At 43.4% G+C, this 26,710-nt stretch carries 25 protein-coding genes; 17 read left to right on the top strand and 8 right to left on the bottom strand.

What is annotated here, in order from left to right:
• Positions 1-38: 38 nt before the first annotated feature.
• A complete protein-coding gene (locus AC1DP6_RS26450) occupies positions 39-917 on the bottom strand; it encodes a retropepsin-like aspartic protease (protein ID WP_477057541.1) in 879 nt (292 codons plus the stop codon).
• A 294-nt stretch (positions 918-1,211) separates the two neighbouring features.
• On the opposite strand from AC1DP6_RS26450, the gene AC1DP6_RS26445 reads away from it, so the two are divergent.
• Positions 1,212-2,522 (top strand): DUF1963 domain-containing protein, encoded by a 1,311-nt coding sequence (locus AC1DP6_RS26445; RefSeq protein ID WP_477057540.1) that lies wholly within the window; start codon positions 1,212-1,214, stop codon positions 2,520-2,522.
• On the opposite strand, the gene AC1DP6_RS26440 is transcribed toward AC1DP6_RS26445, so the two are convergent.
• Positions 2,523-2,933 (bottom strand): L-rhamnose mutarotase, encoded by a 411-nt coding sequence (locus AC1DP6_RS26440; protein WP_477057539.1) that lies wholly within the window; start codon positions 2,931-2,933, stop codon positions 2,523-2,525.
• 138 nt (positions 2,934-3,071) lie between these two features.
• A complete protein-coding gene (locus AC1DP6_RS26435) occupies positions 3,072-3,791 on the bottom strand; it encodes a hypothetical protein (RefSeq protein WP_477057538.1) in 720 nt (239 codons plus the stop codon).
• Between the two features lie 446 nt (positions 3,792-4,237).
• Here AC1DP6_RS26435 and AC1DP6_RS26430 point away from each other — a divergent pair, with 446 nt between their 5' ends.
• Complete coding sequence (locus AC1DP6_RS26430; protein ID WP_477057537.1) at positions 4,238-6,460, top strand: S41 family peptidase; 2,223 nt, start codon at positions 4,238-4,240, stop codon at positions 6,458-6,460.
• A gap of 5 nt (positions 6,461-6,465) precedes the next feature.
• Here AC1DP6_RS26430 and AC1DP6_RS26425 read toward each other — a convergent pair whose 3' ends face one another.
• A complete protein-coding gene (locus tag AC1DP6_RS26425) occupies positions 6,466-8,028 on the bottom strand; it encodes an MFS transporter (protein WP_477057536.1) in 1,563 nt (520 codons plus the stop codon).
• A gap of 84 nt (positions 8,029-8,112) precedes the next feature.
• On the opposite strand from AC1DP6_RS26425, the gene AC1DP6_RS26420 reads away from it, so the two are divergent.
• Positions 8,113-8,958 (top strand): AraC family transcriptional regulator, encoded by an 846-nt coding sequence (locus AC1DP6_RS26420; protein WP_477057535.1) that lies wholly within the window; start codon positions 8,113-8,115, stop codon positions 8,956-8,958.
• Between the two features lie 25 nt (positions 8,959-8,983).
• Here the strand turns inward: AC1DP6_RS26420 and AC1DP6_RS26415 are convergent, their stop codons facing one another.
• Positions 8,984-9,736: an SDR family NAD(P)-dependent oxidoreductase gene (locus AC1DP6_RS26415; protein ID WP_477057534.1), complete on the bottom strand. Its 753-nt coding sequence runs from the start codon at positions 9,734-9,736 to the stop codon at positions 8,984-8,986.
• A gap of 161 nt (positions 9,737-9,897) precedes the next feature.
• On the opposite strand from AC1DP6_RS26415, the gene AC1DP6_RS26410 reads away from it, so the two are divergent.
• Complete coding sequence (locus AC1DP6_RS26410) at positions 9,898-10,266, top strand: winged helix-turn-helix transcriptional regulator (protein ID WP_441577905.1); 369 nt, start codon at positions 9,898-9,900, stop codon at positions 10,264-10,266.
• Positions 10,267-10,288: 22 nt separating this feature from the next.
• On the opposite strand, the gene AC1DP6_RS26405 is transcribed toward AC1DP6_RS26410, so the two are convergent.
• Positions 10,289-10,669 (bottom strand): nuclear transport factor 2 family protein, encoded by a 381-nt coding sequence (locus AC1DP6_RS26405; protein WP_477057533.1) that lies wholly within the window; start codon positions 10,667-10,669, stop codon positions 10,289-10,291.
• Positions 10,670-10,774: 105 nt separating this feature from the next.
• Between AC1DP6_RS26405 and AC1DP6_RS26400 the strand changes: the two genes are divergently transcribed.
• Complete coding sequence (locus AC1DP6_RS26400; protein ID WP_477057532.1) at positions 10,775-11,182, top strand: winged helix-turn-helix transcriptional regulator; 408 nt, start codon at positions 10,775-10,777, stop codon at positions 11,180-11,182.
• A gap of 102 nt (positions 11,183-11,284) precedes the next feature.
• Here AC1DP6_RS26400 and AC1DP6_RS26395 read toward each other — a convergent pair whose 3' ends face one another.
• Complete coding sequence (locus AC1DP6_RS26395; RefSeq protein WP_477057531.1) at positions 11,285-12,043, bottom strand: DUF2314 domain-containing protein; 759 nt, start codon at positions 12,041-12,043, stop codon at positions 11,285-11,287.
• Positions 12,044-12,171: 128 nt separating this feature from the next.
• Between AC1DP6_RS26395 and AC1DP6_RS26390 the strand changes: the two genes are divergently transcribed.
• The 11 genes from AC1DP6_RS26390 to AC1DP6_RS26340 all read left to right on the top strand — a co-directional run bounded on the left by AC1DP6_RS26390 (position 12,172) and on the right by AC1DP6_RS26340 (position 25,274).
• Positions 12,172-12,981 (top strand): class I SAM-dependent methyltransferase, encoded by an 810-nt coding sequence (locus AC1DP6_RS26390; RefSeq protein WP_477057530.1) that lies wholly within the window; start codon positions 12,172-12,174, stop codon positions 12,979-12,981.
• Positions 12,982-13,150: 169 nt separating this feature from the next.
• The gene (locus AC1DP6_RS26385) at positions 13,151-13,738 is read left to right on the top strand and encodes an RNA polymerase sigma-70 factor (protein WP_477057529.1); all 588 of its coding nucleotides are present in this window, start codon (positions 13,151-13,153) and stop codon (positions 13,736-13,738) included.
• Positions 13,739-13,810: 72 nt separating this feature from the next.
• Positions 13,811-14,962: a FecR family protein gene (locus AC1DP6_RS26380; RefSeq protein WP_477057528.1), complete on the top strand. Its 1,152-nt coding sequence runs from the start codon at positions 13,811-13,813 to the stop codon at positions 14,960-14,962.
• 301 nt (positions 14,963-15,263) lie between these two features.
• Positions 15,264-18,818: a SusC/RagA family TonB-linked outer membrane protein gene (locus tag AC1DP6_RS26375; protein ID WP_477057527.1), complete on the top strand. Its 3,555-nt coding sequence runs from the start codon at positions 15,264-15,266 to the stop codon at positions 18,816-18,818.
• A gap of 17 nt (positions 18,819-18,835) precedes the next feature.
• Positions 18,836-20,590: a SusD/RagB family nutrient-binding outer membrane lipoprotein gene (locus tag AC1DP6_RS26370; protein ID WP_477057526.1), complete on the top strand. Its 1,755-nt coding sequence runs from the start codon at positions 18,836-18,838 to the stop codon at positions 20,588-20,590.
• Positions 20,591-20,844: 254 nt separating this feature from the next.
• A complete protein-coding gene (locus AC1DP6_RS26365) occupies positions 20,845-21,429 on the top strand; it encodes a Crp/Fnr family transcriptional regulator (protein WP_477057525.1) in 585 nt (194 codons plus the stop codon).
• A 74-nt stretch (positions 21,430-21,503) separates the two neighbouring features.
• Positions 21,504-22,058 (top strand): cysteine hydrolase family protein, encoded by a 555-nt coding sequence (locus AC1DP6_RS26360; protein ID WP_477057524.1) that lies wholly within the window; start codon positions 21,504-21,506, stop codon positions 22,056-22,058.
• Between the two features lie 89 nt (positions 22,059-22,147).
• Positions 22,148-22,630: a YybH family protein gene (locus tag AC1DP6_RS26355; protein ID WP_477057523.1), complete on the top strand. Its 483-nt coding sequence runs from the start codon at positions 22,148-22,150 to the stop codon at positions 22,628-22,630.
• Positions 22,631-22,731: 101 nt separating this feature from the next.
• On the top strand, positions 22,732-23,754 hold the full coding sequence (locus tag AC1DP6_RS26350) for an OmpA family protein (protein WP_477057522.1): 1,023 nt from the start codon (positions 22,732-22,734) through the stop codon (positions 23,752-23,754).
• Positions 23,755-23,903: 149 nt separating this feature from the next.
• The gene (locus tag AC1DP6_RS26345; RefSeq protein ID WP_477057521.1) at positions 23,904-24,500 is read left to right on the top strand and encodes a Crp/Fnr family transcriptional regulator; all 597 of its coding nucleotides are present in this window, start codon (positions 23,904-23,906) and stop codon (positions 24,498-24,500) included.
• A gap of 63 nt (positions 24,501-24,563) precedes the next feature.
• Entirely contained in the window at positions 24,564-25,274 is a 711-nt protein-coding gene (locus AC1DP6_RS26340; RefSeq protein ID WP_477057520.1) for a CPBP family intramembrane glutamic endopeptidase, read from the top strand.
• Between the two features lie 233 nt (positions 25,275-25,507).
• Here the strand turns inward: AC1DP6_RS26340 and AC1DP6_RS26335 are convergent, their stop codons facing one another.
• Positions 25,508-25,696: a hypothetical protein gene (locus tag AC1DP6_RS26335; RefSeq protein WP_477057519.1), complete on the bottom strand. Its 189-nt coding sequence runs from the start codon at positions 25,694-25,696 to the stop codon at positions 25,508-25,510.
• Positions 25,697-25,887: 191 nt separating this feature from the next.
• Between AC1DP6_RS26335 and AC1DP6_RS26330 the strand changes: the two genes are divergently transcribed.
• Positions 25,888-26,710 (top strand): FAD-binding oxidoreductase (locus AC1DP6_RS26330; protein WP_477057518.1); only part of this gene is annotated, 823 nt, incomplete at its 3' end.

The following is a 26,710-nucleotide window of genomic DNA, read 5'->3' as shown; positions in this document are numbered from 1 at the left end:
TTCGTTGTTCATCTTTCAAAGATATCAAAAACTACAGATTATTTAGCTACAATCAATCGTTTGTTAGGTACATCAATCGTTATCTTATTTCCCAGCCAGTTAATGCTGGTGATGCCTTCATATATCAACCCTTCGATAAAAGTGGCTCTGAAATCCTTCCTTTCCGCAATCCCCTCGTGGGCGCTGATAACAGGCAGATTGGCAACATAGTAATTATTACCTACGGAAGGATTGAACTCACTTTTAATGTATTTATGGATTGTTTTCGCAGTGTCTATTCCTAATTTGTCCATATACCTGGAATTAAACCGGAATACATCGGCACCAGCACCACTGTCCAATGTGATCTGAAGCGTGAGTGCATCGGCAAGCCTGATGTACGTGCTGATACCCAGTGTAATGCCACGTTCGTCAGAAATCTGCAGAGGAATGGATTTTCCTTCTTTCAGTAACTGTTTGGCTGATGCAGCAGATTCAATGATCAATAATTTATGGGTATAGTCGATCGTAACAGGATTACTTTTAAATGGCATAAGGGAAATTAAGCCATCAAAAGGAAAATCAATATCGATAATAGAGATCACCTCGTTGGCGAAGCTCAGGGACCCAATGCCCATACTATCTGCCCTCCACACATCTGTTGTGATGGGTTCACCGGTTGCGCGATGTCCGGTATAAAAACCATCGGTCTTTTTAAGCCCGGATACTTTATCTGCAAACTTTTTGGTGAGCATATTCAGCCCGGCACCTGTATCAAAAATAAAGTTGCCCGTTACGCCGTTAATGCTGGCTTTAATCAGGATATGTCCCTGTGAGGTTAACGTAAAAGGTATACTTACCGGCGTACTCAGCCTCGTTTGGCCATGTACAATCGTTGAAATTAAAACGAAGCAAATAGCAAGCAGGCGTTTGATCATGTTGTTGTTGTTTTATCCACAGAGAAATTCATCCAAACTGGTCCGAAGCACTTAACATACTCGATAAGAAATTCCATTAAGCCAGATTTTGGTCGCCTGCAAGATAATGCTGAAACAGGAGAAATGCTAATACGGCAACAGCCATACTCCGCTCCTACACAGGAGAACCGGGTTCTGCTGCAGAAATAACGCAGCCACCAGGTAGCATCTCTGTTCATTATTAGATAATAAAATGGTAATATTGAAAAGAACATAAAGAATAGGAACTTCAGGAGTAAGAATAAAAGATATCAAATGGAATTAAAAGAATTTCAGCAAAACTTTGGTGCCCAGTACCCCCCAAAAGAGTTTGTTTACCTGCATGCTTTTCAAAAAGAAATGCCGGAATATGCACAAGGTTTTTATTTGCTGGCAGATGATAAATCCGGTCTGAAATCATGGTCTGAAGATCCGGCATTTTTAGATCAGCTGATGCCATTTGCACAGGCAAATGCATCAGGTTCTTTTTATGCTTTATGGGATGAAGGCACCGGCAAGGAATTGAATGAAATGCCGGTCATTGTATTTGGCGATGAAGGAGGAATACATGTGGTTGCTGAGAATATATTGCAGTTAATGCGTTTGCTGACCTATGATACCGAGATATATGTAGATCATACCCGCACCTACTTTTACAGGGATGGAGAGGAAGAAGCCAGCGAATACGGCGATAGCTACCGGGAATGGCTGAAAGAGCATTTTATGCAGGAGCCTGTGGAAGATCCGGCCAGGATCATTGAAACGGCGCAGCAAAAATATAAATCGTCCTTTGACAATTGGATAAAACCTTTCTTTAATGAAGATTTGTCGAATGATGAGCCCTTAAACGGGCATCCGGTTGCTTCCGGCACCAGTGGTCAGCACTTTGATATTATTAGTTTCACGGCAGACAGCAAACAATATTACCCGGCTTCCATGAAAAGGCAAAACTGGATGGATAACAGCCATGTGAAGCATACCGACATCACCATTGCACTGGGCCAATCCAGGTATGGCGGACCGGTAATTGACCTCCCTCCGGGAATAGCCATGCCAGAAAATTTGCGGTTCGCCGCTCAACTGGACCTCTCCAGGTTTTCTCCCTTTGACAAGACCGGACTGCTTCCTAAAACGGGCCAACTCCTTTTCTTCTCCGACATTATTTCTGATACCGGGAAAGTTATTTATGCGGATGTTCCCAACGATCAGCTGCTGAGAGTGATTAAAGAACATGATGACAACTTCTTCACGGGCATATTGATAGACCAGATCTTTGCGGACACTGAAACAATGGAAGAACGCTTCCGCGATCCGGAAGATGAAAGCGAGGAAGATGAGGCCAATGACGAAGGGAAGATATGGGACCACTTTGCAGGTACCGACAAATCCAAAATATTCGGCATTTTTACCCATTGCCAGGCCAGCGAAGAAGAAATAGCCGCTATCACCTTCTCTGATAAATTATTACTGCTGCAGGTGGGCGAAAATGGTTTTAATGATGAAGGCGTTTTCAGCGTTTTGATTGCAAAGACCGACCTGGAAAACAGGAATTTTGATCATTGCGTGTTTGCCTGGGGCCAATCCTGATTACTGTGCATGGAATACTTCTTCCATGCCTGACCAGGTTTCTCCTTTTGCCGCGGCATCCGGCAGTGGTAACTGACAGGGAGCCGTTACTTTCCACCAGCGCTGGGTAGTGCTGTCATTTTTCATCTGCTGCATATCTGCGTTGAAATCGCTGCCGGTATATTCAAAATAACTAAACAAGTACCAGTGATCTTCTATATTTTTCAGATAGATGGAGTAATTGCTGATGTGACATTTCCTGATCATCTTTAATACATCCGGCCATACAGCAGCATGTAACTGTTTGTATTCCTCCATTTTCTCCGGGCGGAGACCGGTTACTGACGCATAACGACTCACAGGTCGGGGAGCATTATTACAGGCCGATATGCATACCAACAGCAACAGCCATGCGTATAAGGTAACTTTCATGATCAACTTTTTTCATTTGGTGGAACCTCCTCATAGAGGAATATACCTGCGAAGGTAGCTGGTAAAGGCATTCGTATGATGGCTTCCTTGACTTATTTCAGCACGATTTTGACTAATTAGTGATGCTTTACCTCCGTTCTATAAAGTGGGCAGCTTTACCTGGTCATTGGCAGGATAACAATGATGTTCTAAAAAATAACAATACTTTCTCAGGTCCATTGCTGCGGCGGGTGATTTCAGATAATCTATGTACATTTTTTCTCTACCGCCATTCATTTCTTGTAGTCTGTTATCATATAATCCAACGATTATATCGGATCTGTTACTCCACCAGTTTTTACACGCCGTGTAGGTCCAATGATCATTTCCATTACAGGAGTAGCCCCCATACACTTCCATATACGCAGCATCGATTACACACACCAGTTCAGCATAATTTTGAGGCTGTTTAAATATATATTCACAGCAGTGGTCATCATACAACACATTAAAAGGGGCTTGCCCATCCCCTGTACCACAGCTATCAGTTTCCCCGGTATAAAATGTTCCCGGAAAATTAAACGGATGCTTATCGCTCCAATGATCCCTATCCAGGAAATCCCGGTATTGTACTGCTACTTCCAGTGTTTCCATTAATGCCGTCCGTATCGTTTTTTCTATTCCGGCTGAGTAAAAAAACGAGGCAAAGTCTTGCCCATAAATTCCTTCCAGTTTTGGAACTTTATTCTCTGCTTCTTTTAAATGCTGCTGTATAGCGGCTAATTGCTCCCGGGAATACCAGTGATAAGTAACAACGCTTTCATTGTCACTTTCATTATCCTTCTTGAGAATCCTTTTTATTACCGCTAAAATATCCATGATCACTTTTAAGTCGACGCCTTTTCATAGAAAGACCCCATGCTGACTGCATGGGGTCTTTCTATGAAAAGGTAATAATATTATGTTTGCTGTATAATTATTTGGAGAGAAGATCCTGATTACAATGTCCTAGCTTTTTGCATACCTTTTGCGCACAGCCTTCACTTTAAGTACTATAGCAATCATGTACAAAATGGTTTCAAAAAGTGCTATCATAAATTTTCAATTTATCAAGATCAATACAGAATAGGTAAAAGTAGCTTTACACTACAAAACTAAGATACTATTATTTACCGATATTCATCTCCTATGCTTTATGTTGTTCCATCTAACTAAAAATATCTTATCTATCATCCTATAAAATACATATCTAGTGCATTTTCTTCCATTCCCTCCCTTTTTTTTAACTTATATTGTCTTGCAACAGGAACAACCCGTCATTGACTATGGATAATTTTTCCCCGGTGAACAAATTAATACTGACTTTCTTTTGCATCACCATTTCTATCATTGCAGTATCCCAGCAACCATTCAAATATACCCAGCAGGGATGGCGACCAAATGCACAGGAAGGAGTACATTACCAGTTAAAAACGAATGCCAAAGATCCGGCTGTAATTGACTTCGCCGGCATCGAAAAACAAAAAAAAACAGATAGTCTGGCTTCTTTCGATAATATTTTTCATTTCGATTCCATCATTACACAGGGCGCAATTATTCTGGACGCTGAATTCCAGACAGACCTGCTGACAAATGTGGATGATGCAGGTATAGCTGTACTGGGAAGCCTGGATGGCAATGCGGCTTCCATTTACAGGAATTTATCCGAATACAGGTTAAAAAACAATGACACCATTAATAAAATTCACCTGGTCATCCCTTTTGAAACACCGATGAATAAAGTCCAGACTTTTGTATTCATCAAAGGCAAAGGAAAAATCCAGGTGAAACATCTTACGATTACTGTTACCAAAGGTGAGTTCGATACAGCCTGGCAATCGAAATATGCTAATAGACTTACCCTGGAAAAGTCACTACTTGATAAGCTCGCATTGTACACTAAAGTTTGGGGGTTCCTGAAATATTATGCGCCGTCCATCAGTGAAAAACATATCGACTGGGATGCGGTATTTGTTAAACACGTGACCACTATTTTTGAATCAGACAAGGCTGCAGATTTCCAACAAGTACTCCGGCAACTTATTCAGGCGTCAGAGGTAGCCGTTGCTGCCAAAGCCACCGCTGATAGTGCCTTCTCAAAAGAACAACTCATCAACTACGATGATAAGTGGCTGCAGGCGCTGCCAGACACGAAAACCAGCACCCAGTTGCGCCTTATTAAAAAAGGATTTAAGCCTTTTAAGAACTACTACATTCAGATAGATACGCTCTCTTCACCTAATCCTACATTCCAGTACGAAGACTCCTACAACATCCGTGGACCACTTGATATGAGATACCGGTTGTTAATGCTGACCAGATACTGGAACATCATTCAATATTATTATCCATATAAATATGCTATCGGAGAGAACTGGAACACCATTCTTGAAAAATATCTCCCTGTTTTTACGGCGGCTACCACACGCAACGCCTACCTCAGTGCCTTGTTGCGATTAAATGCTGAAATCAAGGATGGCCACGCCATTACCCCCTCCAACGTGGATAACAGTACGCTATGGACGGTTGCATATGGCACCAAAAAAATAGCCCTGTTGCCCATGCTGTTCAGAATTATTGACAGTACGCGGGTCGTAGTCATTAACATTGATTCCACCTTTTCCCGCAGCACCGGCATCGTGGCAGGCGATAAAATACTCTCTGTTAACGGTACAGTGATATCGACATGGATTTCAAAAATTTCGGACTATATGGGTGCATCCAACCTAACCATGAAATATTATAATATCTCCAAAAAACACCTGCTTTCCGGTATCCCCCAGGTAAATGATTCCCTGCAACTGGTCTACAGGACCCGGGATGGAAAAATCAATTACGCTACGATACCTTTTGATATCAATGCCTATAAGGCTTATGGTCCTTTCCTGATAAAATATATCTTCGGAGCGACTCCACCAGAAGAGAAGGAAGCATCCACTAAAATATTGCGGGACTCGACTTTGTATATCGACATCTCAAAATATGCCAAAGGAGAATCAGCAAAGATCCGTGAACAACTTCCTGCTATCCGCAAAGCCATCATTGATTTAAGGAAGTACCCCTCTCCCAGTGCCCACGAAATATTATCCCTGTTTGCTCCCGGAGAAACACCCTTTGTTAACTTTATGTGGCAAAGCCGTTATCCCGCTGTAATGGAAAAAACAAAACAGGACAAAACTCCGGCGTCCAAATATCCTGCCTTTAATGGAAAAGTGATCCTGTTAATTGATGAAGGGACACTGAGTAAGGGAGAGCTATTCACCATGATATTGCAGGCAGGAAACAGGGCGACACTAATAGGCCGCGCAACAGCCGGCGCTGATGGCGACCGAAGCAGTATACCAGGGATAGGCGCCCAGGCCTTCTTTTTTTCCGGTTTACGCGTTACTTATCCGGATCAGAGAGAAACACAACGGATAGGTATCCAGCCAACTATCCCCGTAACACTGTCTGAAGAAGAAGCCATCGGTGAAACTGACCCTATACTACAACAGGCATTACAGTACTGAAGCCATCAGTGATCTGATCTTACTTTCAGAGAAGATGTGGCCAGTTGCTTCTTCCAGGAACCAAAGATGATAAAACTGATACCCGCTAATATCCAAATACTGATCCCTCCATATAGCATCACCAGGTCAAAGCCATGCACAAGTGCTTTATGAATCACCACATCTGAGGAGTCCAGTTGGGATAGTTGTGGAAAATCATGATGAAGCACTGCGATATTTCCGGCGGCAATTTTTTCCGCTAAAGCACGCAGTGGCAGGGTATTTCCGGTAGCAGGAAAAGCTGTTTTCAAAGCAGATAAAGTACCTTCTACTAATATAAATCCCATCAATGCAATGTTGACTGCCAATGAAATCATTCTGGCACTCATATCAATACCCGAAGCCATACCCGCACGTGTAGTAGCAACAGCCCCTGTAGTAGTATTGGTTACAGGCGTATTGGTGATACCCAAACCAGCACCGGCCAGCAACGCTCCCGGGAGCATGGTTAACCAGCTGGCATGATCCACACTACTGCCATACCTCATCCCAAAAAAGCCGGCGCCAATGGTGAATAAGCCTAACGGAATAACAACGCCGGGTTGATAACGGATGGAAAGCCGCTCTCCCAGTGGTGGAAACACCAGGGTAGGAAGTGTATAAGCCAGCAAAGACAAACCAGCAGTGATGCTGTCGTATCCCAAACAACTTTGAAAATAGATGGGCAGGTAAATCATGAATGGCCAAAAACTGAAATTCATACCCATGGAGCCCAGCAGTGCGCCTGAAAAATTCCGTATCCTGAAGATGGAAAAATCAAACATCGGATGCGCATTGATTTTCTCCGCAAAAAGGAAAACAATAAAACTTACAAACGACACCACCAGTATGCTGATGGCGATGGTACTGGTAAAACCGAGTTCGGGACCTTGCGTGATAAAATAGGTTAGTCCTAACACCGTGAGGGAAAGTGTAATGATACCAGCAATATCTATCTTTTTCGCCTGCGGATCACTGGACTCTTCAATACTGCTCATCACCAATATCAGTGTAAGCACAGATAATAATACATGTATGAGGAATACCCACTGCCAGTTTGATACGGCTACTATCATACCGCCAATAATAGGTCCAAAGCCCAGTCCTATACCAAAGATGATTCCCCATATGCCAAAGGCTTTCGCTCTCTCTTTTCCTTCACGGAATTGATGCGAGAGGATGGCCACCTGGCAAATTAACATAGCGCCGCCGCCCATCCCCTGTAGAAAGCGGCTGACAATGAGCACCGACATGCTTTGTGCGATGCCGCAAATCAAAGAAGTGATGCCAAATACGAGGATGCTGATCATGAAAATCCGTTTGCGTCCATACCGGTCGGCCAGCGTGCCTGTTGCCATCAATACGGTTGTACAGGCAATCGTGTAAGCGTTCATGATCCATTGGATATCCCTGAAGCTGCCATGCAATGCTTTTTCCAATGTTGGAAGTATAACCGGCACACTGGAAATTTCGAGACCAAACATTAAAGCGGCCAGGCTGATTGCCACCAATGCGATTGTATTCTTGCTGATACGAGTGTTTATGTCCATTTCTTTTCGCTTGTTTTAGCAAAATTAAACTGAACAACGTCGGCATTCCGGTACATTTCAATGATAAAAAGGTAACTTTACCACATGGGAAAAGAGAATTTACATCAATCGGTGGAGGTGATATATAAAAAGGTAGATGAATGCCCGTTAACAGATTGGCAGTTGACTTTTTTTCAACTGGTATATATCATTTCCGGAACAGGCGCACTGAGAATCAATGGCAACCGGCGCCCCTACGAACCAGAGAACCTGCTTTTATTAACTCCCAATGATTATTATTCATTTGATATTTCCAGCACAACGGAGTTCCTCCTGATCCGTTTCAGTAGCAGCTATGTAAAAGAATACAAATGGCAAAGCATTGACCATATTGAGTGTCTGCTGCATTATGCCACCCATTTGTCTGGCTGTATTTTAAGATGCCAGTGCGATGCCGTGCTGGTAAAGGCTATCGTGGAGTCGCTCCGATCCGGCATTGACCATAAGGATATTTATGATGAGGACTTAACAAGGCATTTTGTGAATGCATTGATTGTTATTGCTGCAAGAAATATTTCGAAAATAAGGCCTGCCAACCTGCGGGAGAATGTAGATAAGCGAATATTAGACATCATCGATCATATCCAGTTCCATATTTTTGAGCCGCAAAAATTAAAAGCATCGGCTATTGCGGAGGTATTTGGTTTGTCTGATACTTACCTGGGCAGCTACTTCAAGAACCAATGTGGGGAAACTATCCAGGAATTCATTTCGAATTATAAATTAAGACTGATTGAGCATCGGTTAAAATTCAGCGACAGGAGGATTAATGAAATTGCCAGCGAATTTGGTTTTGCTGACGAAAGCCATCTCAACAAGTTTTTTAAGAAACGTAGAAATATAAGTCTTACTGCATATAGAAAAAGTCAGCCTTCAAACCTGGTGATTTGAAAGCTGTCTTTTTGTAATATCCATATCAGAACGAGTAGTGACTCATGCCACCATCTACTGCAACAACGGAGCCGGTGATGTAACGTGCACGGGGTGATACCAGGAAAGTGGCCATGTTAGCCATGTCTTGTGGCGTTCCGAAATCGCCGAGTGGAATTTCGCGCTCCGCAAATTTCCGGCGTTCTTCACCCGGAAAATAAGGACGGATATTCTCCGTATCGATGAGGCCCGGCTGCAGACTGTTGACCCGGATACCATATTGCCCCAGTTGTCCGGCGAGTTGTTTGGACCATACCACCACTGCTGCTTTAGCCACCGCCGAGGCATTGATCATACGCAACTCATAAGTGCTGATGGTATTCAGGATAGCACCTTGCTTACGTTCGATAAAATGAGGTAACAGCTGTTGTGTCAACTGCCGGTGACGGGTAAAGTCCAGTGTCAGCGAGTCATTCCAGCCGTCTTCAGAGCCGATGATATCCTGGGGATTGCTGCGGCCGGCATTATTAATGAGTATATCGATATGTCCCAGACCAGCAAATGCGGCCGCTGCTATTTTTTGTGGTGCATCAGCTGCCATGAAATCCTGGGCAAACGTAACAGGTTCCACGCCGCCAGCTGCAACCACCTCTTCTTTCAGACTGTTTAATAAATCCTGATTCCTGCCGGTGGCCAACACTTTCACGCCCTCAAGTGCCAGCTCTTTTACAATCGCACGACCAATTCCCTGGCTGGCGCCACTTACTACTGCTGTTTTTCCTTTTAAATACAGATCCATACTTTTTGTCTTAATTGATGATGAATGAAATAATCACTTTTTGGCCGGCTTCCTTTTTCGTACTAAAAAATGATTTTAAAATTTCTTTGTAAAAGTAATGGGTAGCATCTAATTTTATAAGCAGTACAACCAATTGTAGGGTACTTACAAATATGTAACTAATGGCTGCCAGAAAGAAAAACTCGACTTATTCCCGCAACGAAGAATTTATCGTTGAATGTGACCTTACCTATGCGGTAAACAAGATTGGGGGGAGATGGAAAATACTGATCATCAGCAAGCTGGAGACCCGTAAATTCCGGTTTAATGAGCTGAAGAAGGAATTTCCGCTTATTACGGAGCGCATGCTAACCTTACAACTGCGGGCCCTGGAACAGGATGGGCTTGTAAAGAGAACCGTGTATGCAGAGGTGCCTCCAAGGGTAGAATATGAACTCACGGAAATGGCCGCAGCGTTCGGTCCCATCTTCAAACAGTTGAGCGATTGGGGTGGCAAACACCGTCATTTAATCCCGAAGGAAACAGAATAGGGAAACAGGACGAGAAGCTGGACTACTTCGGGATATTTTTATCGAATGTAAGCGTGTCAAAGAATATCGTTAGTGAGTCCAGTTTGCCATCCTTTGCAGTCCAGACTTCCGCCACATTACCATTGACCCTGGTGCCATTAGGAAAGATAAAGTCGTAATTGCCGACAACACAGGCATTTTCGCCAGCTACAATCAGCTCTTTAACGTGCATGGTTTCAAATGCCCGGGAAAATCTTTTAATCACTTCTATATACGCAGCTTTCCCTACTGTAGGAGCTGTTTTGGTCATGTCCCCGCCAACAAATTTAAAGTCATCTGAAATGACCGATTCCCATCCTTCCTTTTGGGCAAATCCTGCGTAATAAGTTTCGAGTAATTGTTTGGTTGAAGTGGAGGTGCTCATTTTTTCAGTTTTTTTAAGAATGAGTAATAACTATCTTTGTTGTTGCATTTTGCAAGTAAAGATAGATAGTTATTTCAAATTGCAAGCACTTTTTAAATAAATGATATGGAAAAGGTCAGATCAGATTGTCCCATTAGTTGTTCCCTGGATGTTTTTGGGGATAAATGGTCACTGCTTATTATCAGGGATATTATGCTTAGAGGCAAACTGTCTTACAGTGAGTTCCTGGAATCAGAGGAAAAGATTGCCACCAATATTCTTGTCAGCCGCTTAAAGGCGCTGGAAGCGGCAAATATCCTGGCAAAACGGGTATCTCCCGCCAACAAATCCAAGTTTATTTACAGTCTTACCCCTAAAGGAGTTGACCTCTTACCTATCATCATTGAAATGATGGATTGGGGAGCAAAATATAATGATAACTGTCCCCGCAGGGAACTCGGCAAAAAAATAAAAAAAGACAAGGCACTGGTGATTAAGGAGTATTATGAAAAGTTGAAAAATCAGGCTACCTAAGGGGCTGCTTTGCTGTAAAACAAAAGACCTGCCATACAGGAAAAGAAAAACCCCGCAGCGGATTAGGCTACGGGGTGATATTATACTTTATGCCAGGTGTATTTAGTCAGCCAGTAATGGAACGATGTGCTCCCATCCCAGCTGCTTTACGAAATCCAACGCCGTTTTGCCGCTACTGGTTTTAATATTCTTATCTGCATTAAACTGCAATAAAGTTTCAACAGAACTGCGATTGCCAGCTATTGCCTCCCGGTGTAAAAGCGTATAACCTCCTTCATCCTGGTTGGTGATTTCCAGTGGATGTGCTTTCAGAAATTCGACCAAGCTATCTTTCATATTAATACTCATAGGGTGTTCTATGAGATTTTCCGGATGTTTCTTTTGTTCATACACCAGCAGAATATCATTATAGTCACCAAAATTCAGTCCCCATGCTTCATCATGTTCTTTGCGCTCCTGTGGTCCCATGGCAGCCCTTAACTGCTGTATGGTAAATCCGCCATAGGTATTTCCCTGGGAACTAAACAGCCAGTCGCTGATCTGGCTTAACGGTATTTCTACAAAGTCGCCGTTCTTAACGTTCGTCAGTTCATTCGGATCATTTATCAGGACGCCACTAATCGTATCTCCATCGAATGCTACCTGGTTGATCCACATATGCTCTACAATAGGTTTTTCCTGATGCACCACCTGCTCCATGAAAGCTACTTTTACGCAAGCCAGGTCCAGTCCGGGAATAATTCTGCGGTACTCCCAGGAAAGCTCCCGCCAGAAATATCTGAATGTTTCCTGCGCTTTATGAAAAGCTTTTATCATTTCCGGGTTGTCTGCCTCGGAATAAAAAATTATTTTTTCTTCCATCGTTGAATAATTATAAGAACAAATATCTATACCTATTTTAATGACAATGCTATGCAAATTAAACGTAATTTCCGTACAACGTTAAATACCACATTTTTCCAACAACCTATCTTTTTAAATTAGCCCAAATGAATAAAGAAGTATATAAAATTGCCGGCACGGATGCTGCCAATTATGAGGAGTATCTTGGCCCGCTGATATTTGAACCGGCAGCAAAAGCACTACTCCCGCATATTACTGATTTCCCGGTACGTTCAATATTGGAATTAGCCTGTGGAACAGGCAGACTCACAAAACATCTGGACGAAAATTTCCCCGCCGGGACTCTACTGACTGCTACAGATATTAATCCCGACATGCTGGAGCTGGCACAGCAACAACTAAGTAGTACTACCATCAGTTTCCAGATAGCAGATGCACAACAATTACCATTCATCGATCCATCTTTTGATTTGGTCGTCAATCAATTTGGATTAATGTTTTTGCCGGATAAGCAGGTGGGCGTTAATGAAGCGTTCCGTGTACTAAATCCTGGTGGACATTTTGCTTTCACCACGTGGGATCATGCGTCCAACATGCCATTGTTTAAGCTGCTCATCGATGAAATCATCGTACCACTTTTTAAAGAGGAAGATACCAGCCGATTCTATACACCGTTTGCATTGCATGATTCCAAACTGTTGCATCACTACCTGGAACAGGCAGGGTTTTCCAATAACAAAGTTGAACTTATACCATTCAAAGGACACGCTGATTCTCCTGAACATATCGTCACCAGTTATTTCCTGCATCATCCGCTTGGCAGACAGGTAAAAGAAAAAATGCCTTCCTCTTTTAATGATGTCGCAAAAGAACTGGAGCAACGACTTATTCAACAATTTGGCGCAGGATCTTTTGAATTTGAACTAAGGGCATGGGTGGCCATTGGGCAAAAATAAAACAAAGCGTTTGGTTCCTCACAGTTAACAAATAGCAATGGTAAATGAATGTTTCCGGAAGTAGATCAAAGGTGTGATTTTTTATCATGGGGGGAATACATATCTTTATGCTTCCACATCGACCAGAATTTGCTTTTAAGGGGACCATTTTAAATTTATTTTGTATACCGTGCAATTAAATAGTGAACCAGATTTACTATTCAGAGTGTCACAAGGCGACGAGGCTGCCTTCGCACAGCTGTTTAATACCTATCAGAACAGGTTAGGAGCTTTTGTGATGCAACTAACCGGCTCCCGGCCCATGGCCGAAGAGATTGTACAGGAAATCTTCATCCGGATATGGGAAAAGAGAGAAAAGCTAAGCCAGGTGGAGCATTTTCACTCCTATCTGTACGCAGTAGCGCGGAACTATAGTTTATCATTTCTCAAAAAGCTGGGTCGGGAACTGGCCCGGAAACAGGCCTGGGAACTCAGTGTAGTGGAAGCCCAGGATCAGGAAGAAGACACTACCATTAAAAACTACCGTCGTATTATAGACGAAGCGATATCAGAGCTGCCCTCCCAACGTCAGAAAGTATATCTTTTAAGCAGGGATGAAGGTCTCCGGCAGGCAGAAATAGCCGAACGCATGGCAATTTCCCTGGAAACGGTTAAAAAACACATGGTGCTGGCCCTTCGTTCTATCCGGAACTACGCGGTGGCTCATCCGGAAATCAATATATTACTACTACTGACGAGCCATTCTCTCCGGTTTTAAAATTTTTTTTCTCCTCCATTACCTCTTTTTCATACTTCCTGCTGTCTTATTATATAGAATCAATCTATACTAATGGATAATACCAGGTTGCGCTACCTACTAAGTCAATATGCCAATAAAAAGCTCACAACAGGAGAACAGTCCGAGTTAAGTGACTTTTTGAATGGGGCAGATAATCAGACGCATCTGGAATTACTGATAGAAGAAGCCTGGATACAGTCGGGTGATAACGAGGAAATTCCCTTTTCCTTACCCCAACTGACGCAGGAACCGGTGCGGACATCTATACAACCGGTATACTGGCAGCGTTGGGCAGCAGCGGTATTATTCTTGATTGTTGCCGCGGGAGCCTGGATGCTGGCTACCCGGGACCGCAAAGGGGATAAATCTTCGCGCGCATTGACCGAAGACACGAAGAAGGACGTAGCACCAGGTAGCAACAAAGCGATGCTCACCCTGGCCAATGGCCATGAGATTGCGCTGGACAGCAGTATGAAAGGCACCTTGGCCCAACAGGGGAATGTGCATTTACAGGCGAGTCCGGGTTTATTGAAATATGATCCGGGAAATTCTTCCACGAATAGCGGGGTAGCCTACAATGTGCTGAGAACACCCAAAGGCGGGCAATACCGGCTGGAGTTACCGGATGGATCCCGGGTGTGGCTGAACGCAGCCTCTTCACTGAAATTCCCGACCGCCTTTGTTGGAAAGGAACGCCGGGTAGAACTAAGTGGAGAAGCTTATTTTGAAGTGGCAAAAAATGCCAGTCAGCCTTTTTTTGTAACGGTAAACAAAGCTAATATAGCCGTACTAGGCACCAGTTTTAATGTAATGGCCTATCCCGATGAAGCGGAGATCAAGACCACCTTGCTGGATGGTGCCGTGAAAGTTTCCCGGGACGATGCTTCCAGCTTATTAAAGCCGGGAGAACAGTCGTTACTTGAACTAAACGGTAAAATGCACGTTATAGAAAAGGCAGACATTGATCTCGCCATTGCCTGGAAAAACGGCGTTACTTCTTTTAAGAGCGCCGACATCAAAACAATCATGCGCCAGGTGGAAAGATGGTACGATGTAGAAGTAGTATATAGTGACGCGATACCAGTAAGAAGCTTTACAGGAGATATTCCCAGAGACGCGAACCTCTCAGAACTATTAAGACTGCTCGAAATCAGCAAGATCCATTTTAAAATGGAGAATCGGAAGCTGATCGTGATGCCGTAGCTTGTTATTTCAATTATATCAACCAAATACCTAATAATGAACAAAGGTCCCTAAAGAAAGTGAGGAACCGGCATAAAAAACCAGGAGCGATCTCACCCGCCCCTGGCAAATAAGCCTGGGTCAGCCACTGACATCAATATTACCAGAAATCAGATTATCTAAACCCAAACACTACAAATGTATGCAATCTAATTGTCATGCAAAGCCCGTCTATATACCTGGGCTATTATCAACCATCAAAGATCGCGTCCTGGCATTCCGTCAATCAGGCGTCCATCTGAAGTTAAAAAAACAACTGATTATGCAAATAAAGTTGATAACTATCCTCTTGACGGTAGTTTGTTTGCAGATCAGCGCCAAAACTCTGTCGCAACAGATAACCTTGTCGCAAAAAAATGCACCGATTCAGAAGGTGTTTGAAGAAATCAAAAAGCAATCGGGTTATAAGTTCTGGTATGAAGATGCTATGCTGAAGAAAAGTAAGCCGGTAGAGATCTCCATTAAGAATGGTTCGTTGGAAGATGTATTGGCGCTGCTTTTCAAAAATCAGCCTTTCAGCTATGAGGTAATCGGTAAAATTATTGCTGTAAAAGAAAAAGATTATAAACTTGAGAATGCTACTCCCTTCATACCTATACCAGAAGTAGTTATACGAAAAATAAGCGGTGTAGTGAGGGATGCTACCGGGGCTCCGGTACCTGGTGTCACCATTCTTGTCAAGGGTACCAAAACCGGTACCACTACCAATGTACAAGGGCAATACAGCATTGATGTACCTGAAGGGAATGTGGTATTGGTATTTAGCTCTGTTGGATTTGACACGCAGTCTGTTACCGTAGGTACCAGCACTTCCCTGAATATTACACTGGCAGTTGCTTCCAGTGGGTTAAATGAAATGGTGGTAACGGCATTGGGTATCAAACGTCCGAAAGGAACATTGGGATATGCCATCAGTACGATTAAGGGAGATGAATTAACCAAAGCTGGTACTACCATGAATCCCTTCCTGGCGCTGTATGGTAAAGCTGCCGGTGTGGGCGTAAACACAGGTGCTGCCGGCCCACAGGGTGGTATAAGGATCAACATCCGTGGTGCAGCAAGTATGAATCCTAACCAGAATGTAAGACCTCTGTTTGTGGTAGATGGTGTGATCCTCAGTGATCGCAAAACCCAGATAGGCGGTGATATTGGACAAGGATTCGATTATGGCGCAGGTATTAATGATATCAACCCTGATGATATTGAATCTATCGATATCCTAAAAGGTGCTAAAGCAACGGTGCTGTATGGTAGTGATGCTGCCAATGGTGTAATGCTTATTACCACCAAAAACGGCCGTAATGTAAAGGGGTTTGGTATGACCGGCAACCTGCAGTACACCGTAGAACAGCCAATATCTTACCTGAAATTGCAGAACAAATACGGCCTGGGTGATAACCTTTATGATACTACCTATGCCACGATCAATGGTGTAAAAACCAGGCTGCTGCCGAATAAGCGCTTCAGCTTCGGACCTGCTTTTGATGGAGCGGATGTGATGTTTTACGATAGTTCTATGGTGAAGAACTCTCCGCACAATGGAAACTTCCTCTCCTTATTCAGGACAGGTCATTCCACCTCTGCGAATGTGGCCATTGCAGGTAGCAATGAAAAAGGAAGTATCAGAGCTTCTTACACCAACTATAACTACCAGGATATCGCTTCTGACAATGGCTGGCAAAAGAGAAACTCTTTTAGTTTTAATGGTAACTACAAAGCATCCGAACTGGCTTCCTTTGAAGTAGTTTCCAATATCTACAATATCACCACGCAGAACCGCCGTTCCCAGAACGATGGCCCTGTAGCATGGGGATATCCGGTAGACTATGATTACAGCAAAATTTATCCTTACTATACAGATGCCACCGGTTATAAACGTGATCTCTCCAATGCAAGAGTATCTGATGCGTTTAACAAATTGGGCGAATACCTGTGGAATCAGAAACAGAATCGTTACAAGGATGATAAAGTGCACATGATCACTTCTGCCAAAGTAACGCTGAACTTTACCAAAAACATTTTCCTGGTAGGACAGGCAGGTTTGGATTATGATAACACCAATTATACCACGGAGCAAAGTGTAACAAGAGTGCTTCCAACGGTACAGGGCGGCCTTTTCGGAGTGGCTAAACAAAATGCTACTACCCAAACTTATCAGGCGTTACTGAACTATAATAAGACCTTCCATAATAACGATTTACGATTGTTTGCCTTCGGTGGAGGCGTATACAGACTCCGTACAGTAGACTATCTTGGTACCAATACAGTTGGTGGATTAACCTTCCCTGATTGGTATTCGTTCTCCAATCAACTTGGAGCACCGAGCGCCGACAATATGGATAAGCTGAGGAACTACAGTCGTGGTTCTGATGTGCTGTATAGTTTACTGGCCTCTGCTGCGTTATCGTGGAAAAATGAATTAACATTGGAAGTACAGGGAAGACAAGACTGGAATTCTACACTTCCTCCGGAAAATAATAAATATTTCTATCCTGGTGCAGCGGTTACCTGGAATTATACCGAGCGTTTTGCACTACCTGCTGTTAACAGCGGACAGTTGAGATTATCCTGGGCCGATGTGGGCAATGGTACAACACGTTATTTTGCCAACAACCTTTATGGATATAACCGCCTTCCCAGTACCAACGCCAACTCAGTAGCTCCTCCGGGCGATCTCTTACCCGGAGCATTGAAACCGGAACGTAAACGTGAATTTGAAATAGGTATCAACAATACCTTCCTGCCGCAGGATAGGATTACACTGGACTTCTCTTTTTATACCAATCACCGCTATAACCAGATTATCAGTCTTCCAATTTCTTCTGCCTCCAGCTCTACCGGCTTAATCGTGAATGCTGGTGATGTAAAAGCCTGGGGCTTTGAACTGGCGCTGACAGGAACACCATTAATCGGTAAAAATTATCGGTGGAACCTGACCCTGAATGCAGCCAAACAGGCATCTAAAGTAATAGATCTTTATCCGGGTGTTATTTATAATCCGTTTCAGCAGTTGATCAACGGTACCGGTGTTTCTATAAATGCAGATGAGGGACGGCCGTACGGAGAAATCATGACCTATGACTATAAGCGTGATGAAGCTGGTAACAAAATAGTAAATGGCGATGGAAGCTATGTCCTGGACAACCAGAAGAAAATATCAGCCGGTAATGTGATGCCTAAATTATACGGTGGATTCATCTCTGATTTCCAGTATAAGAATTTCAACTTCCGTATCGGACTGGATTATAAATACGGTGGTACGATCTTCTCTTACACCAATAACCGCTTAACAGGTGTGGGACAGCTGGAAAATACCATGCAATACCGCGATGAACAAAACGGAGGCCTGGCCTATTATATCAACTCCAGCGATAAAAATGTTCCGTGGCAGCATTCACAGCCAGCACCGGCACTATCGAAAGATGGAAAAGTATATCATGATGGATTGATTCTTCCTGGTGTCAAACTGGATGATAATGGCAAATATGTTACGAATGACATCATCACCAACGCATCTACTTACTATGGTAGTTATGCAGATGACCTGGCAAACGCTTTCCCGCCAGACCGTATGTTTGAGAATAACTACATCAAAGTAAGAGAAGTAGCGCTTTCCTATACATTACCCGCATCAATGGCGAAAAGGATTAAAATGCAAAGACTTACCATTACTGCGGCTGCCCGTAACCTTTTCTACCTCTATAAATCTATTCCCAATATTGATCCGGAAGGAGCATTGGGCGCGGATGTATTCGTAGAAAATACCATCTACCCAACACAAAGGACTTATTCCCTGGGATTAAACGTGGCTTTCTAACGTATAAAATGAAAAAAATGAAAAAAGCATATTTATATATTATTCTACTGTCTGCCTCTTTCCTTGGCGCCTGTAAAAAAGACCTGGAAGACCGGTTCTATGACAAGGACAAGCTTACTACCGGTCAGGGTATTGATGTAGTCCCAGGGCTATTTACGGCACTGCTGACCAACAATAAAATTTTCGCACAGGATTATGGAGAATGGTATTATCTCCTTAATGGCGGTACCAGCATCACCGGTTATGAACAGGTAGCACAACGGTATGTATCTTATCGTTACGACTGGTTCTCCGGGTATAACGATCTCACCACGGGCAACGGTTTTGATGATTCTCCCATTACCGGGCAAAGTTTCTTCCAGCATAGTTTTACCCGGCTGAAAAACTATGAAGTGCTCGTGGATTCCGTAGCACTGCGTACCGGCCAAATGAAAATAGATGGCGACCTATATGTAAAACTGGCCGCTGCTATTAAATGTTATCAGAGTGCCAAGCTGGTGGATGTTTTTAATTCCATTCCTTATTCTGATGCCTTTCAGGGAATCAAAGGAGGAGCGCAATACCTGTTCCCTAAATACGATGATCCGAAAGCGGTCTATCAGTCTATTATTGCGGAATTAGGAACATTAGTAGACGCATTACCAGCCGCCTATGCACAGACCTCTGATGCGGGTAAAACCATTTTTACCAACCAGGATATTGCCTTCAAAGGTGATATCAACAAGTGGGTGGCTTTTATCAACTTCACACGTCTAAAATTACTGGTAAGAATTGCCGGCGTAGAAGAAGCATATGCTAAACCACTGATCCAGGCGGCATTGGCTAAACCATTACCACAAACGGACTATTACTGGTTCTATTGGTTCGATATCGTGCCAACCGGTGGTGGCACCTGGATCCGCGGAGTGTATGAAAATTGCTTCGCTTCCTTTATCCCAAACATTATCATGAAAAGGCTGAACTATGGTACACCTGCTTATGAAGAAGGAATTGACGATCCCCGTTTACCAGTACTGGCCATGCCTACTAAATACATGGACTACCGCGGTGTATCTGCCAATATAGAAGCACAGGATGCCTTATATAGCAGCGGAGAGAAATATTATCCTTTTGCAGATAATGTAGCTTCTACTTTCTCTACAAATGCTAAATCCATGTATAACCATGCTACCTTCCACCAGAATGCGAAGATGCCGGTTTACATGAGTTCACTGGGCGAGCTGGATCTGCTGCTGGCGGAAATTGCGCTGAAAGGATTGGCTAATACCGGCAAATCTGCTGAAGAGCACATTAAAGATGAAGTAACGCACTCCATCGCTTTCTGGTATACCATCAATCAATTGAGCAGTTATGCTAAAACACAGCTGACGCCAGCACAAACAGCACTGGTATATCCTACCAGACCAACTGCCGCAGTAGTGAGCGCATGGGCTGATGTTATTAAAAACAAGTTTACTGCCGCCCCTTCTCTGGATGATAAAATGGAAATCCTGATGCAGCAGAAATACCTGCACCTGAATCTCTATCAACCTTACGAGTTATGGGCAGAACTGAGAAGAACCCATCACCCGAAACTGGAGCCCTTCACCTGGCATAGTTCCGTTTGGAAACCAATGCCGGAGAGAGCACGTTACCCGGCGATTGAAGTGACCAACAACTCAGACAACTTCGCCAAAGTAGCAGCACAGAATAATAATACCTCTCCTATTTTCTGGGTGCCTGCTAGCATAAAAGCACAAAGCCCTTACTGGGATAATTATAATTACCAATAGCAGCGAACATTGGAATATTTGAAAGAAGGCGTCCCGAAAGAGGCGCCTTCTTTCGTTATTTCCGGAGCCGCTGATTTACCTCTCCCATTTTTCGCATGCGTTTAAAAATTACTATGGATATCCACCCAATGCCTTGATTCATAAATAGGCTCCCTCTCATATCGTATCATAAAAAAAATCCTAACTTTAATATTCATCCTGCCATTTTTTAACAATGTAAGAAAGCGGCATGCGTGCTACCGGAAACATATTTTATGACCGATTTCGAATTACTCAGGAAGAATATAGAACAATACATCCCAATTACTGATACGGAATTTGAGCAGTTTGCTGCTAATTTTCATCTCAGGAAAATAACGAAAAAGAGCTTTCTTTTGCGGGAAGGCGACATCTGCAAATATGAAGCCTTTGTCACCAAAGGCTGTTTCCGCATTTATTATCCCGATGAAAAAGGTGATGCCCAGATTTTATATTTCGCAGTAGAAGGCTGGTGGGCCACAGATATTGACAGTTTTACTAACCAGCGACCGTCTACCCTGAACATTGAAGCATTGGAAGACAGTGAAGTACTCCTCATCGACAAGCCGCATAAAGATACTTTATACGAAACACTCCCTAAAGTGGAAAAGATGTTCCGTATCATGAACCAGAAGTCGTTGGTTACCTTTCAGCGCAGGGTCATTTCTTCATTAGGCAAAACTGCGGACAAGCGTTACCTGGAATTCATCGAAAAATATCCCAAGCTGGAACAACGCCTTAATCAACAGCAACTGGCTGCCTATCTTGGTATCTCACATGAATTTTTAAGCAAAATAAGGAAGAAGCTGTCCGGTAAATAAATTTCTTTTTTTGAACTAGTTCAAATTTCAGGGAATAGCGATCGGCTACTTTCGTGATCTAAAAAAGACACGAAATGAAGAAAGCATTGCTGATTATTGATGTACAGAACGATTATTTTGACGGCGGCGCACATACCCTGGTAAACGCTGCTGAAGCGGGCCAACAGGCGCAACAGGTATTGCAGACCGCCAGGAACCAACAGCTCTCCGTTGTACATATACAACACTTTGCCGTTAACGAAGGCGCAGACTTCTTCCTCCCCAACACCCGGGGTGCGGCCATACATGCTGATGTAAGCCCAGGGCCGGAGGAAAAAGTAATCATCAAAAATTACCCGAATAGTTTCAGGGAAACAACATTACTGGAACATCTGCAGGCAAACGGCATTACCGACCTGGTTATTTGCGGTATGATGACAGACGTATGCGTGGATGCCACCGTAAGAGCAGCAATGGACCTTGGCTTCAGCACTACCGTGATCGGTGATGCCTGCGCCACCAGGGATCGGGAGCTATACGGTAAAACGATAAAGGCCAGAGAAATCAACGACGCTTACCTGGCTGGAATGACAGCGCTCAACGGACTTTATGCCCGTGTAATCACTACAGCCGAATTTATGGCGAATTAGTATTCTTGTAAAAAGTGGTTCATTGTTCCGATCTGTACAATTATGCCGGCAGCTGCCGGCATAATTTTGTGTCAGTAAATCGAAATAACATGAAAACAATACACACTTTCTTTACCCAACTTGTCTTGCCAGCACTCGTTATGATGACCAGCTTATCTGCAACAGCCCAAAACAACACGGCACTGCAGGAAGCGAAAAAAGCAATTGCAGCCAGCAATGCCATCTATTTTACGTCCTTTGCCAACAACGACTCCTCCATCTTTGTGGAACGATACGCTGTGGACTGCCAGATTATGGCCCCGGGCATGCCTGCCGTATCAGGCCGGGAAGGCGCACTGCAGTTTTTCCGTACCGCCTATGACAAAATCGGCCTGAGAGGCGGCAAATTTATCACCACCGCGGTTTTCGGGGATGGCACTGAATATGTAACAGAAGCAGGCTTATGGCAGTCATTTGATGCCAACAACCAGCTATTTGACGATGGTAAGTTCCTGGTGTTGTGGAAGAAAACGGCTGACGGATGGAAAATGTTCAGGGATTCCTTTAGCAGTAACCATTCCCCTGCGAAATAGTGTAGCTGGGTTACCAGCATCTTCATCTGTTAGGACCGGTAACTTTTGTTTGGAGGAATCTCGGTTAATTCCTAAGTTTGAAATATTAAAAACAGACCTATATGAACCTCCGGACACTCACCATATGTGCTGCTACTGTCAGCTTACTCTTTGCCTGCAATTCTCCCAAAAAACAAACACCTACGGAAGATAGTACTGCTGCCGCACAAACCGGGACCACTACCCCTGAAGCTGCACCAGCCGCCACACCGCCTGCCGCAAAAGCATTTGATATCAATGCGATCGCGGTATCAGATAAGCCACTGGGTACCTTCCCCTACTTTAACCTGCCGGAAGGTTACCAGAACTTTTCAAAAAATAAGATAATGGATTATGATATCGCCTACTTCTGGGTGAAGGATCATTTTGAAAGACCTGAAGGGAAAATCTTCTATAACAGGATTACCGCTAAAGAAGGCAAGTCATACAGCGACCTGGAACTAATCAAAAACCTGGATGAAGTGATTACAGGTGCTGGGGGCGTGAAAGTTTCGGAAGGTAAAATACCTAACGATTCCTCCTATGCTATTCCAAAGGATAACCAATTGAAATATATGAATGGGTACGGATTTATCTCAAGCGCTGTTACCACCACTTATCTGATCCGCCGTGCGGATAGAAATATTTGGATACAGACCACCCCCGGAGATGATGGCGTTTCCGCAGGCTGGATGATCTTAGAAACAAAACCTTTTAAAGCCACCGCTTCTCTCATTAAAGCAGATGAAATGAAAAAAGAGCTGGACAGCAAAGGCCACATTGCGTTGTATATCAACTTCGATACAGACAAAGCCAGCATCAAATCTGAATCACAGCCAATTATCGATGAAATACAAAAACTGCTGGCAGATAATGCCGGTTTGAAAGTAAGCATTGAAGGTCATACTGATAACAGCGGAGCTCCTGTCCACAATAAAAAACTGTCTGAAGACAGGGCCAATTCCGTTAAAAGTGCGCTGACCGGCAAAGGCATTGACGCCGGCAGGATACAGGCAAAAGGTTTGGGAGCAGACAAGCCCATTGCTGACAATAACAGCGAAGAAGGTAAAGCCAAAAACCGCCGCGTGGAGATTGTAAAAATATAGTACCCCCGCTACGATACTAAAAGGAACAGCCTTCCATTCTAAGAATGGAAGGCTGTTTCGTATGCATCCGCCGAAATACTTAAATTACATGGGAATCTACGTGAATGATGTATCATTCCATTGAGCTATATCCTATAAAAAAGCACCGTATGCCAGAAATCACCACACAAAATATAAAAGACATTTTTGATCAATTCTACAAAGCGGATGCAAAAACCTGGGAGGGCTTCACATCTAAGCTACAGGAAAGACGCTTTCGGAAGAATGAAATTATTAAGGACTATGGTACTACAGAAAAATACTTAAACATCCTGATAAGCGGCACCGCAGCACTTTTTATCTGGAATGGCAAACACGATATCTGTATCAATCTATTTTATGAAAATGATTTCTTCGGAGATTATCTTTCCTTTTTGAAACAGGAACAAAAACCGTTAAAAACGGTAGCGTTGGAAGATATTGTTATCTGGTCAATATCTCATACCGACCTGAAGTCCTTATATGATTCCACCATGCTGGGGAGTACAATGGCCAGAATTATGGCCGAAACGCTTTATGCCAAAAAGCAGGAGGAACAAATAAATTTACTGACACTCACCGCTGAGGAGCGTTATATTAAGCTTATTAAGGTAAGGCCTCAAATTGTTCAACGGACCTCTCTAAAGTTCATTGCTTCATATCTGGGAGTGACTTCCGAAAGCCTCAGCCGGATCAGAAAGAGGGTCACTTTAAAACAAATAACCTGATTTCTTACCCAAAGTCAATTTTTGCCAACTTATTTTAGAATAGTTTTGTGAAAAAGAAATAATATGACACCGCAAAAGGATAAAATAAGAGTGGGCGCTATTGTGACCTTTTACGTTATTGCCATTGCCGTCAGGTATGCTACCAACAAAACCACCCTGCTTCCGTATATACCAACAGATTTTCTTAAGGTAATCATCCAGGGCATGGGGCCGGCTATTGCTGCATTCATTGCTTTTCTTGCTTTCCGGATTAAACCTACTCAAACACTCTGGGGCAATTACTCCAATAAAATTGTCCCTTTACTCCTGTTCTGGGGACTCCCTTTCCTGGCCGTTGGTATCATTACATGGATATACAAAGGAACATTTAACACCGTAACTTTTTCTATACTTATTTATGGTTTGCTGGAAGAAATTGGCTRGCGGGGCTTTTTACAACCGGCATTATCCTCCCTGCCTAAGTTTGCCAATATTTTCATTGTTGCCGTCTTATGGTTTATCTGGCACCTTAACTTCGAATTAAGCAGTTCAAACCTCAGCTTTTTCCTTATACTGTTGTTTAGTAGCTGGGGATTATATGCTGTAGCTGATAAAACACATTCTCTCATTGCCCTTTCTGCATTTCATGCCATTTACGATATTTATTCTGCTGCAGATAACAAATCGCCTGTACTAAGTGTCACTTTAATAGCCATATTTTTTATCTGGATTGGCTACCTGGTTTATACAAATAAAGTTACCACCCCTGTTGCGTCCAAACTGTATCCTCATTAGCGCTATTATTTTTTACCATTAAATCACCTGAAGATACCTGACTGATAAAAAATTATTTATTCGCCTAAAATAAAAAAACCACCAGATAGGTGGTTTTCTGTTTTATTTAAACCCCAGGCGTCAGGTGGGGTTGTACTTTTCTGATGATCCCTGTGGGAGCACTGCATGTTCGTAGTAGCTTGTAGTATCAATGTTTGACGGATAAACATTGGTTTACCTGAGCTTATCCAACATCATTGATGAGAGGCTGGCTTAATTTTTCTTACAACAAACGCTAATATCATTAAGCCCAGCCCTACTCCCATGGAAAACCCTCTAATTACATCAGGCATTTCTATTTTTCTTGAAAGAATAAATGTCAATGCAATAAAAAATAGTCCAATAGGAATCAACACGAACGATCTTCCAAATTTCTGCTTCATGTTATTTATATTAGTATTCTAATTTAAGAAGAAATTCTTTAATCCGGGCCTTTAGACTAAAATAAACTGGCCGTCAGCAAATTAGATTGCTTTCCCGGCAATGCTTTATTACTTTAGTAAATGAAAAACCAGTTAACGCCGTCATGTAATTATTGAATGATAAACCTGCATAATTTCTAAAAATCTGATATATGGAAAAGATCACCCCTGGCGATATACGGTATTCGGATCTCGCGGATAAAAGATTCAACAAACGCTTTACTGCAAAGCCTGAATATATTTACCTGCCTAACTCTACGAAAGAGGTGGTAGCGGCTGTACAAGAGGCCGTGGATAGCAAACGGCGGCTGGTAGTGCGCAGTGGTGGCCATTGCCTGGAAGGGTTTGTAACAGATCCTTCAGTGCAGGTACTCGTAGATATGTCTTTAATGACGGATATCCGTTATGATGAGAAGCAATCCTCCTTTTTAGTGGAGGCCGGCGCTACCGTTGGGGAAATGTATCGCAGATTGTTTCTGGGCTGGGGCGTAGTCCTTCCCGCAGGGGAGCTGCCCGCCATCGGTGTCGGCGGGCATATACTGGGTGGTGCTTTCGGCTTTCTTTGCCGGGAATATGGATTGGCGGCAGACTATCTCTACGCAGTAGAGGTGGTAACCGTTGATGCATCCGGTAAGGCAGGCAGCGTTATTGCTACCCGCGAATCCACTGATCCCAATCGTGAACTCTGGTGGGCACATACAGGCGGCGGTGGTGGTAACTTTGGGATCGTTACCCGCTACTGGCTAAGGTCTGCAGATGCTGTCGGATCGGATCCTGCTGCTGCATTGCCCAAAGCACCAGTATCCATTACCACCTTCCGCGTTGCATGGGACTGGAAGGACTTCGATGAGCAATTGTTTTCCCGGCTGGCGAAAAATTTCGGGGAATGGAGCAAACAACACAGCGGGCCAGACTCCCCCTACCGACAGCTATTCAGCCTGCTTTTCCTTAACCMCCGCAACCTGGGCAAGTTAG

The sequence above is a fragment of the Chitinophaga sp. 01L420 genome (assembly GCF_056399985.1).
Note: the sequence above shows the minus strand (reverse complement) of the source record. Positions and strands in the feature narration are given on the sequence as shown.

What these genes read in the sequence shown, in the direction of transcription:
- AC1DP6_RS26450 (WP_477057541.1), bottom strand. Translation starts at nt 917, where the DNA reads ATGATCAAACGCCTGCTTGCTATTTGCTTCGTTTTAATTTCAACGATT.
- AC1DP6_RS26445 (WP_477057540.1), top strand. Translation starts at nt 1,212, where the DNA reads ATGGAATTAAAAGAATTTCAGCAAAACTTTGGTGCCCAGTACCCCCCA.
- AC1DP6_RS26440 (WP_477057539.1), bottom strand. Translation starts at nt 2,933, where the DNA reads ATGAAAGTTACCTTATACGCATGGCTGTTGCTGTTGGTATGCATATCG.
- AC1DP6_RS26435 (WP_477057538.1), bottom strand. Translation starts at nt 3,791, where the DNA reads ATGGATATTTTAGCGGTAATAAAAAGGATTCTCAAGAAGGATAATGAA.
- AC1DP6_RS26430 (WP_477057537.1), top strand. Translation starts at nt 4,238, where the DNA reads ATGGATAATTTTTCCCCGGTGAACAAATTAATACTGACTTTCTTTTGC.
- AC1DP6_RS26425 (WP_477057536.1), bottom strand. Translation starts at nt 8,028, where the DNA reads ATGGACATAAACACTCGTATCAGCAAGAATACAATCGCATTGGTGGCA.
- AC1DP6_RS26420 (WP_477057535.1), top strand. Translation starts at nt 8,113, where the DNA reads ATGGGAAAAGAGAATTTACATCAATCGGTGGAGGTGATATATAAAAAG.
- AC1DP6_RS26415 (WP_477057534.1), bottom strand. Translation starts at nt 9,736, where the DNA reads ATGGATCTGTATTTAAAAGGAAAAACAGCAGTAGTAAGTGGCGCCAGC.
- AC1DP6_RS26410 (WP_441577905.1), top strand. Translation starts at nt 9,898, where the DNA reads ATGGCTGCCAGAAAGAAAAACTCGACTTATTCCCGCAACGAAGAATTT.
- AC1DP6_RS26405 (WP_477057533.1), bottom strand. Translation starts at nt 10,669, where the DNA reads ATGAGCACCTCCACTTCAACCAAACAATTACTCGAAACTTATTACGCA.
- AC1DP6_RS26400 (WP_477057532.1), top strand. Translation starts at nt 10,775, where the DNA reads ATGGAAAAGGTCAGATCAGATTGTCCCATTAGTTGTTCCCTGGATGTT.
- AC1DP6_RS26395 (WP_477057531.1), bottom strand. Translation starts at nt 12,043, where the DNA reads ATGGAAGAAAAAATAATTTTTTATTCCGAGGCAGACAACCCGGAAATG.
- AC1DP6_RS26390 (WP_477057530.1), top strand. Translation starts at nt 12,172, where the DNA reads ATGAATAAAGAAGTATATAAAATTGCCGGCACGGATGCTGCCAATTAT.
- AC1DP6_RS26380 (WP_477057528.1), top strand. Translation starts at nt 13,811, where the DNA reads ATGGATAATACCAGGTTGCGCTACCTACTAAGTCAATATGCCAATAAA.
- AC1DP6_RS26375 (WP_477057527.1), top strand. Translation starts at nt 15,264, where the DNA reads ATGCAAATAAAGTTGATAACTATCCTCTTGACGGTAGTTTGTTTGCAG.
- AC1DP6_RS26370 (WP_477057526.1), top strand. Translation starts at nt 18,836, where the DNA reads ATGAAAAAAGCATATTTATATATTATTCTACTGTCTGCCTCTTTCCTT.
- AC1DP6_RS26365 (WP_477057525.1), top strand. Translation starts at nt 20,845, where the DNA reads ATGACCGATTTCGAATTACTCAGGAAGAATATAGAACAATACATCCCA.
- AC1DP6_RS26360 (WP_477057524.1), top strand. Translation starts at nt 21,504, where the DNA reads ATGAAGAAAGCATTGCTGATTATTGATGTACAGAACGATTATTTTGAC.
- AC1DP6_RS26355 (WP_477057523.1), top strand. Translation starts at nt 22,148, where the DNA reads ATGAAAACAATACACACTTTCTTTACCCAACTTGTCTTGCCAGCACTC.
- AC1DP6_RS26350 (WP_477057522.1), top strand. Translation starts at nt 22,732, where the DNA reads ATGAACCTCCGGACACTCACCATATGTGCTGCTACTGTCAGCTTACTC.
- AC1DP6_RS26345 (WP_477057521.1), top strand. Translation starts at nt 23,904, where the DNA reads ATGCCAGAAATCACCACACAAAATATAAAAGACATTTTTGATCAATTC.
- AC1DP6_RS26335 (WP_477057519.1), bottom strand. Translation starts at nt 25,696, where the DNA reads ATGAAGCAGAAATTTGGAAGATCGTTCGTGTTGATTCCTATTGGACTA.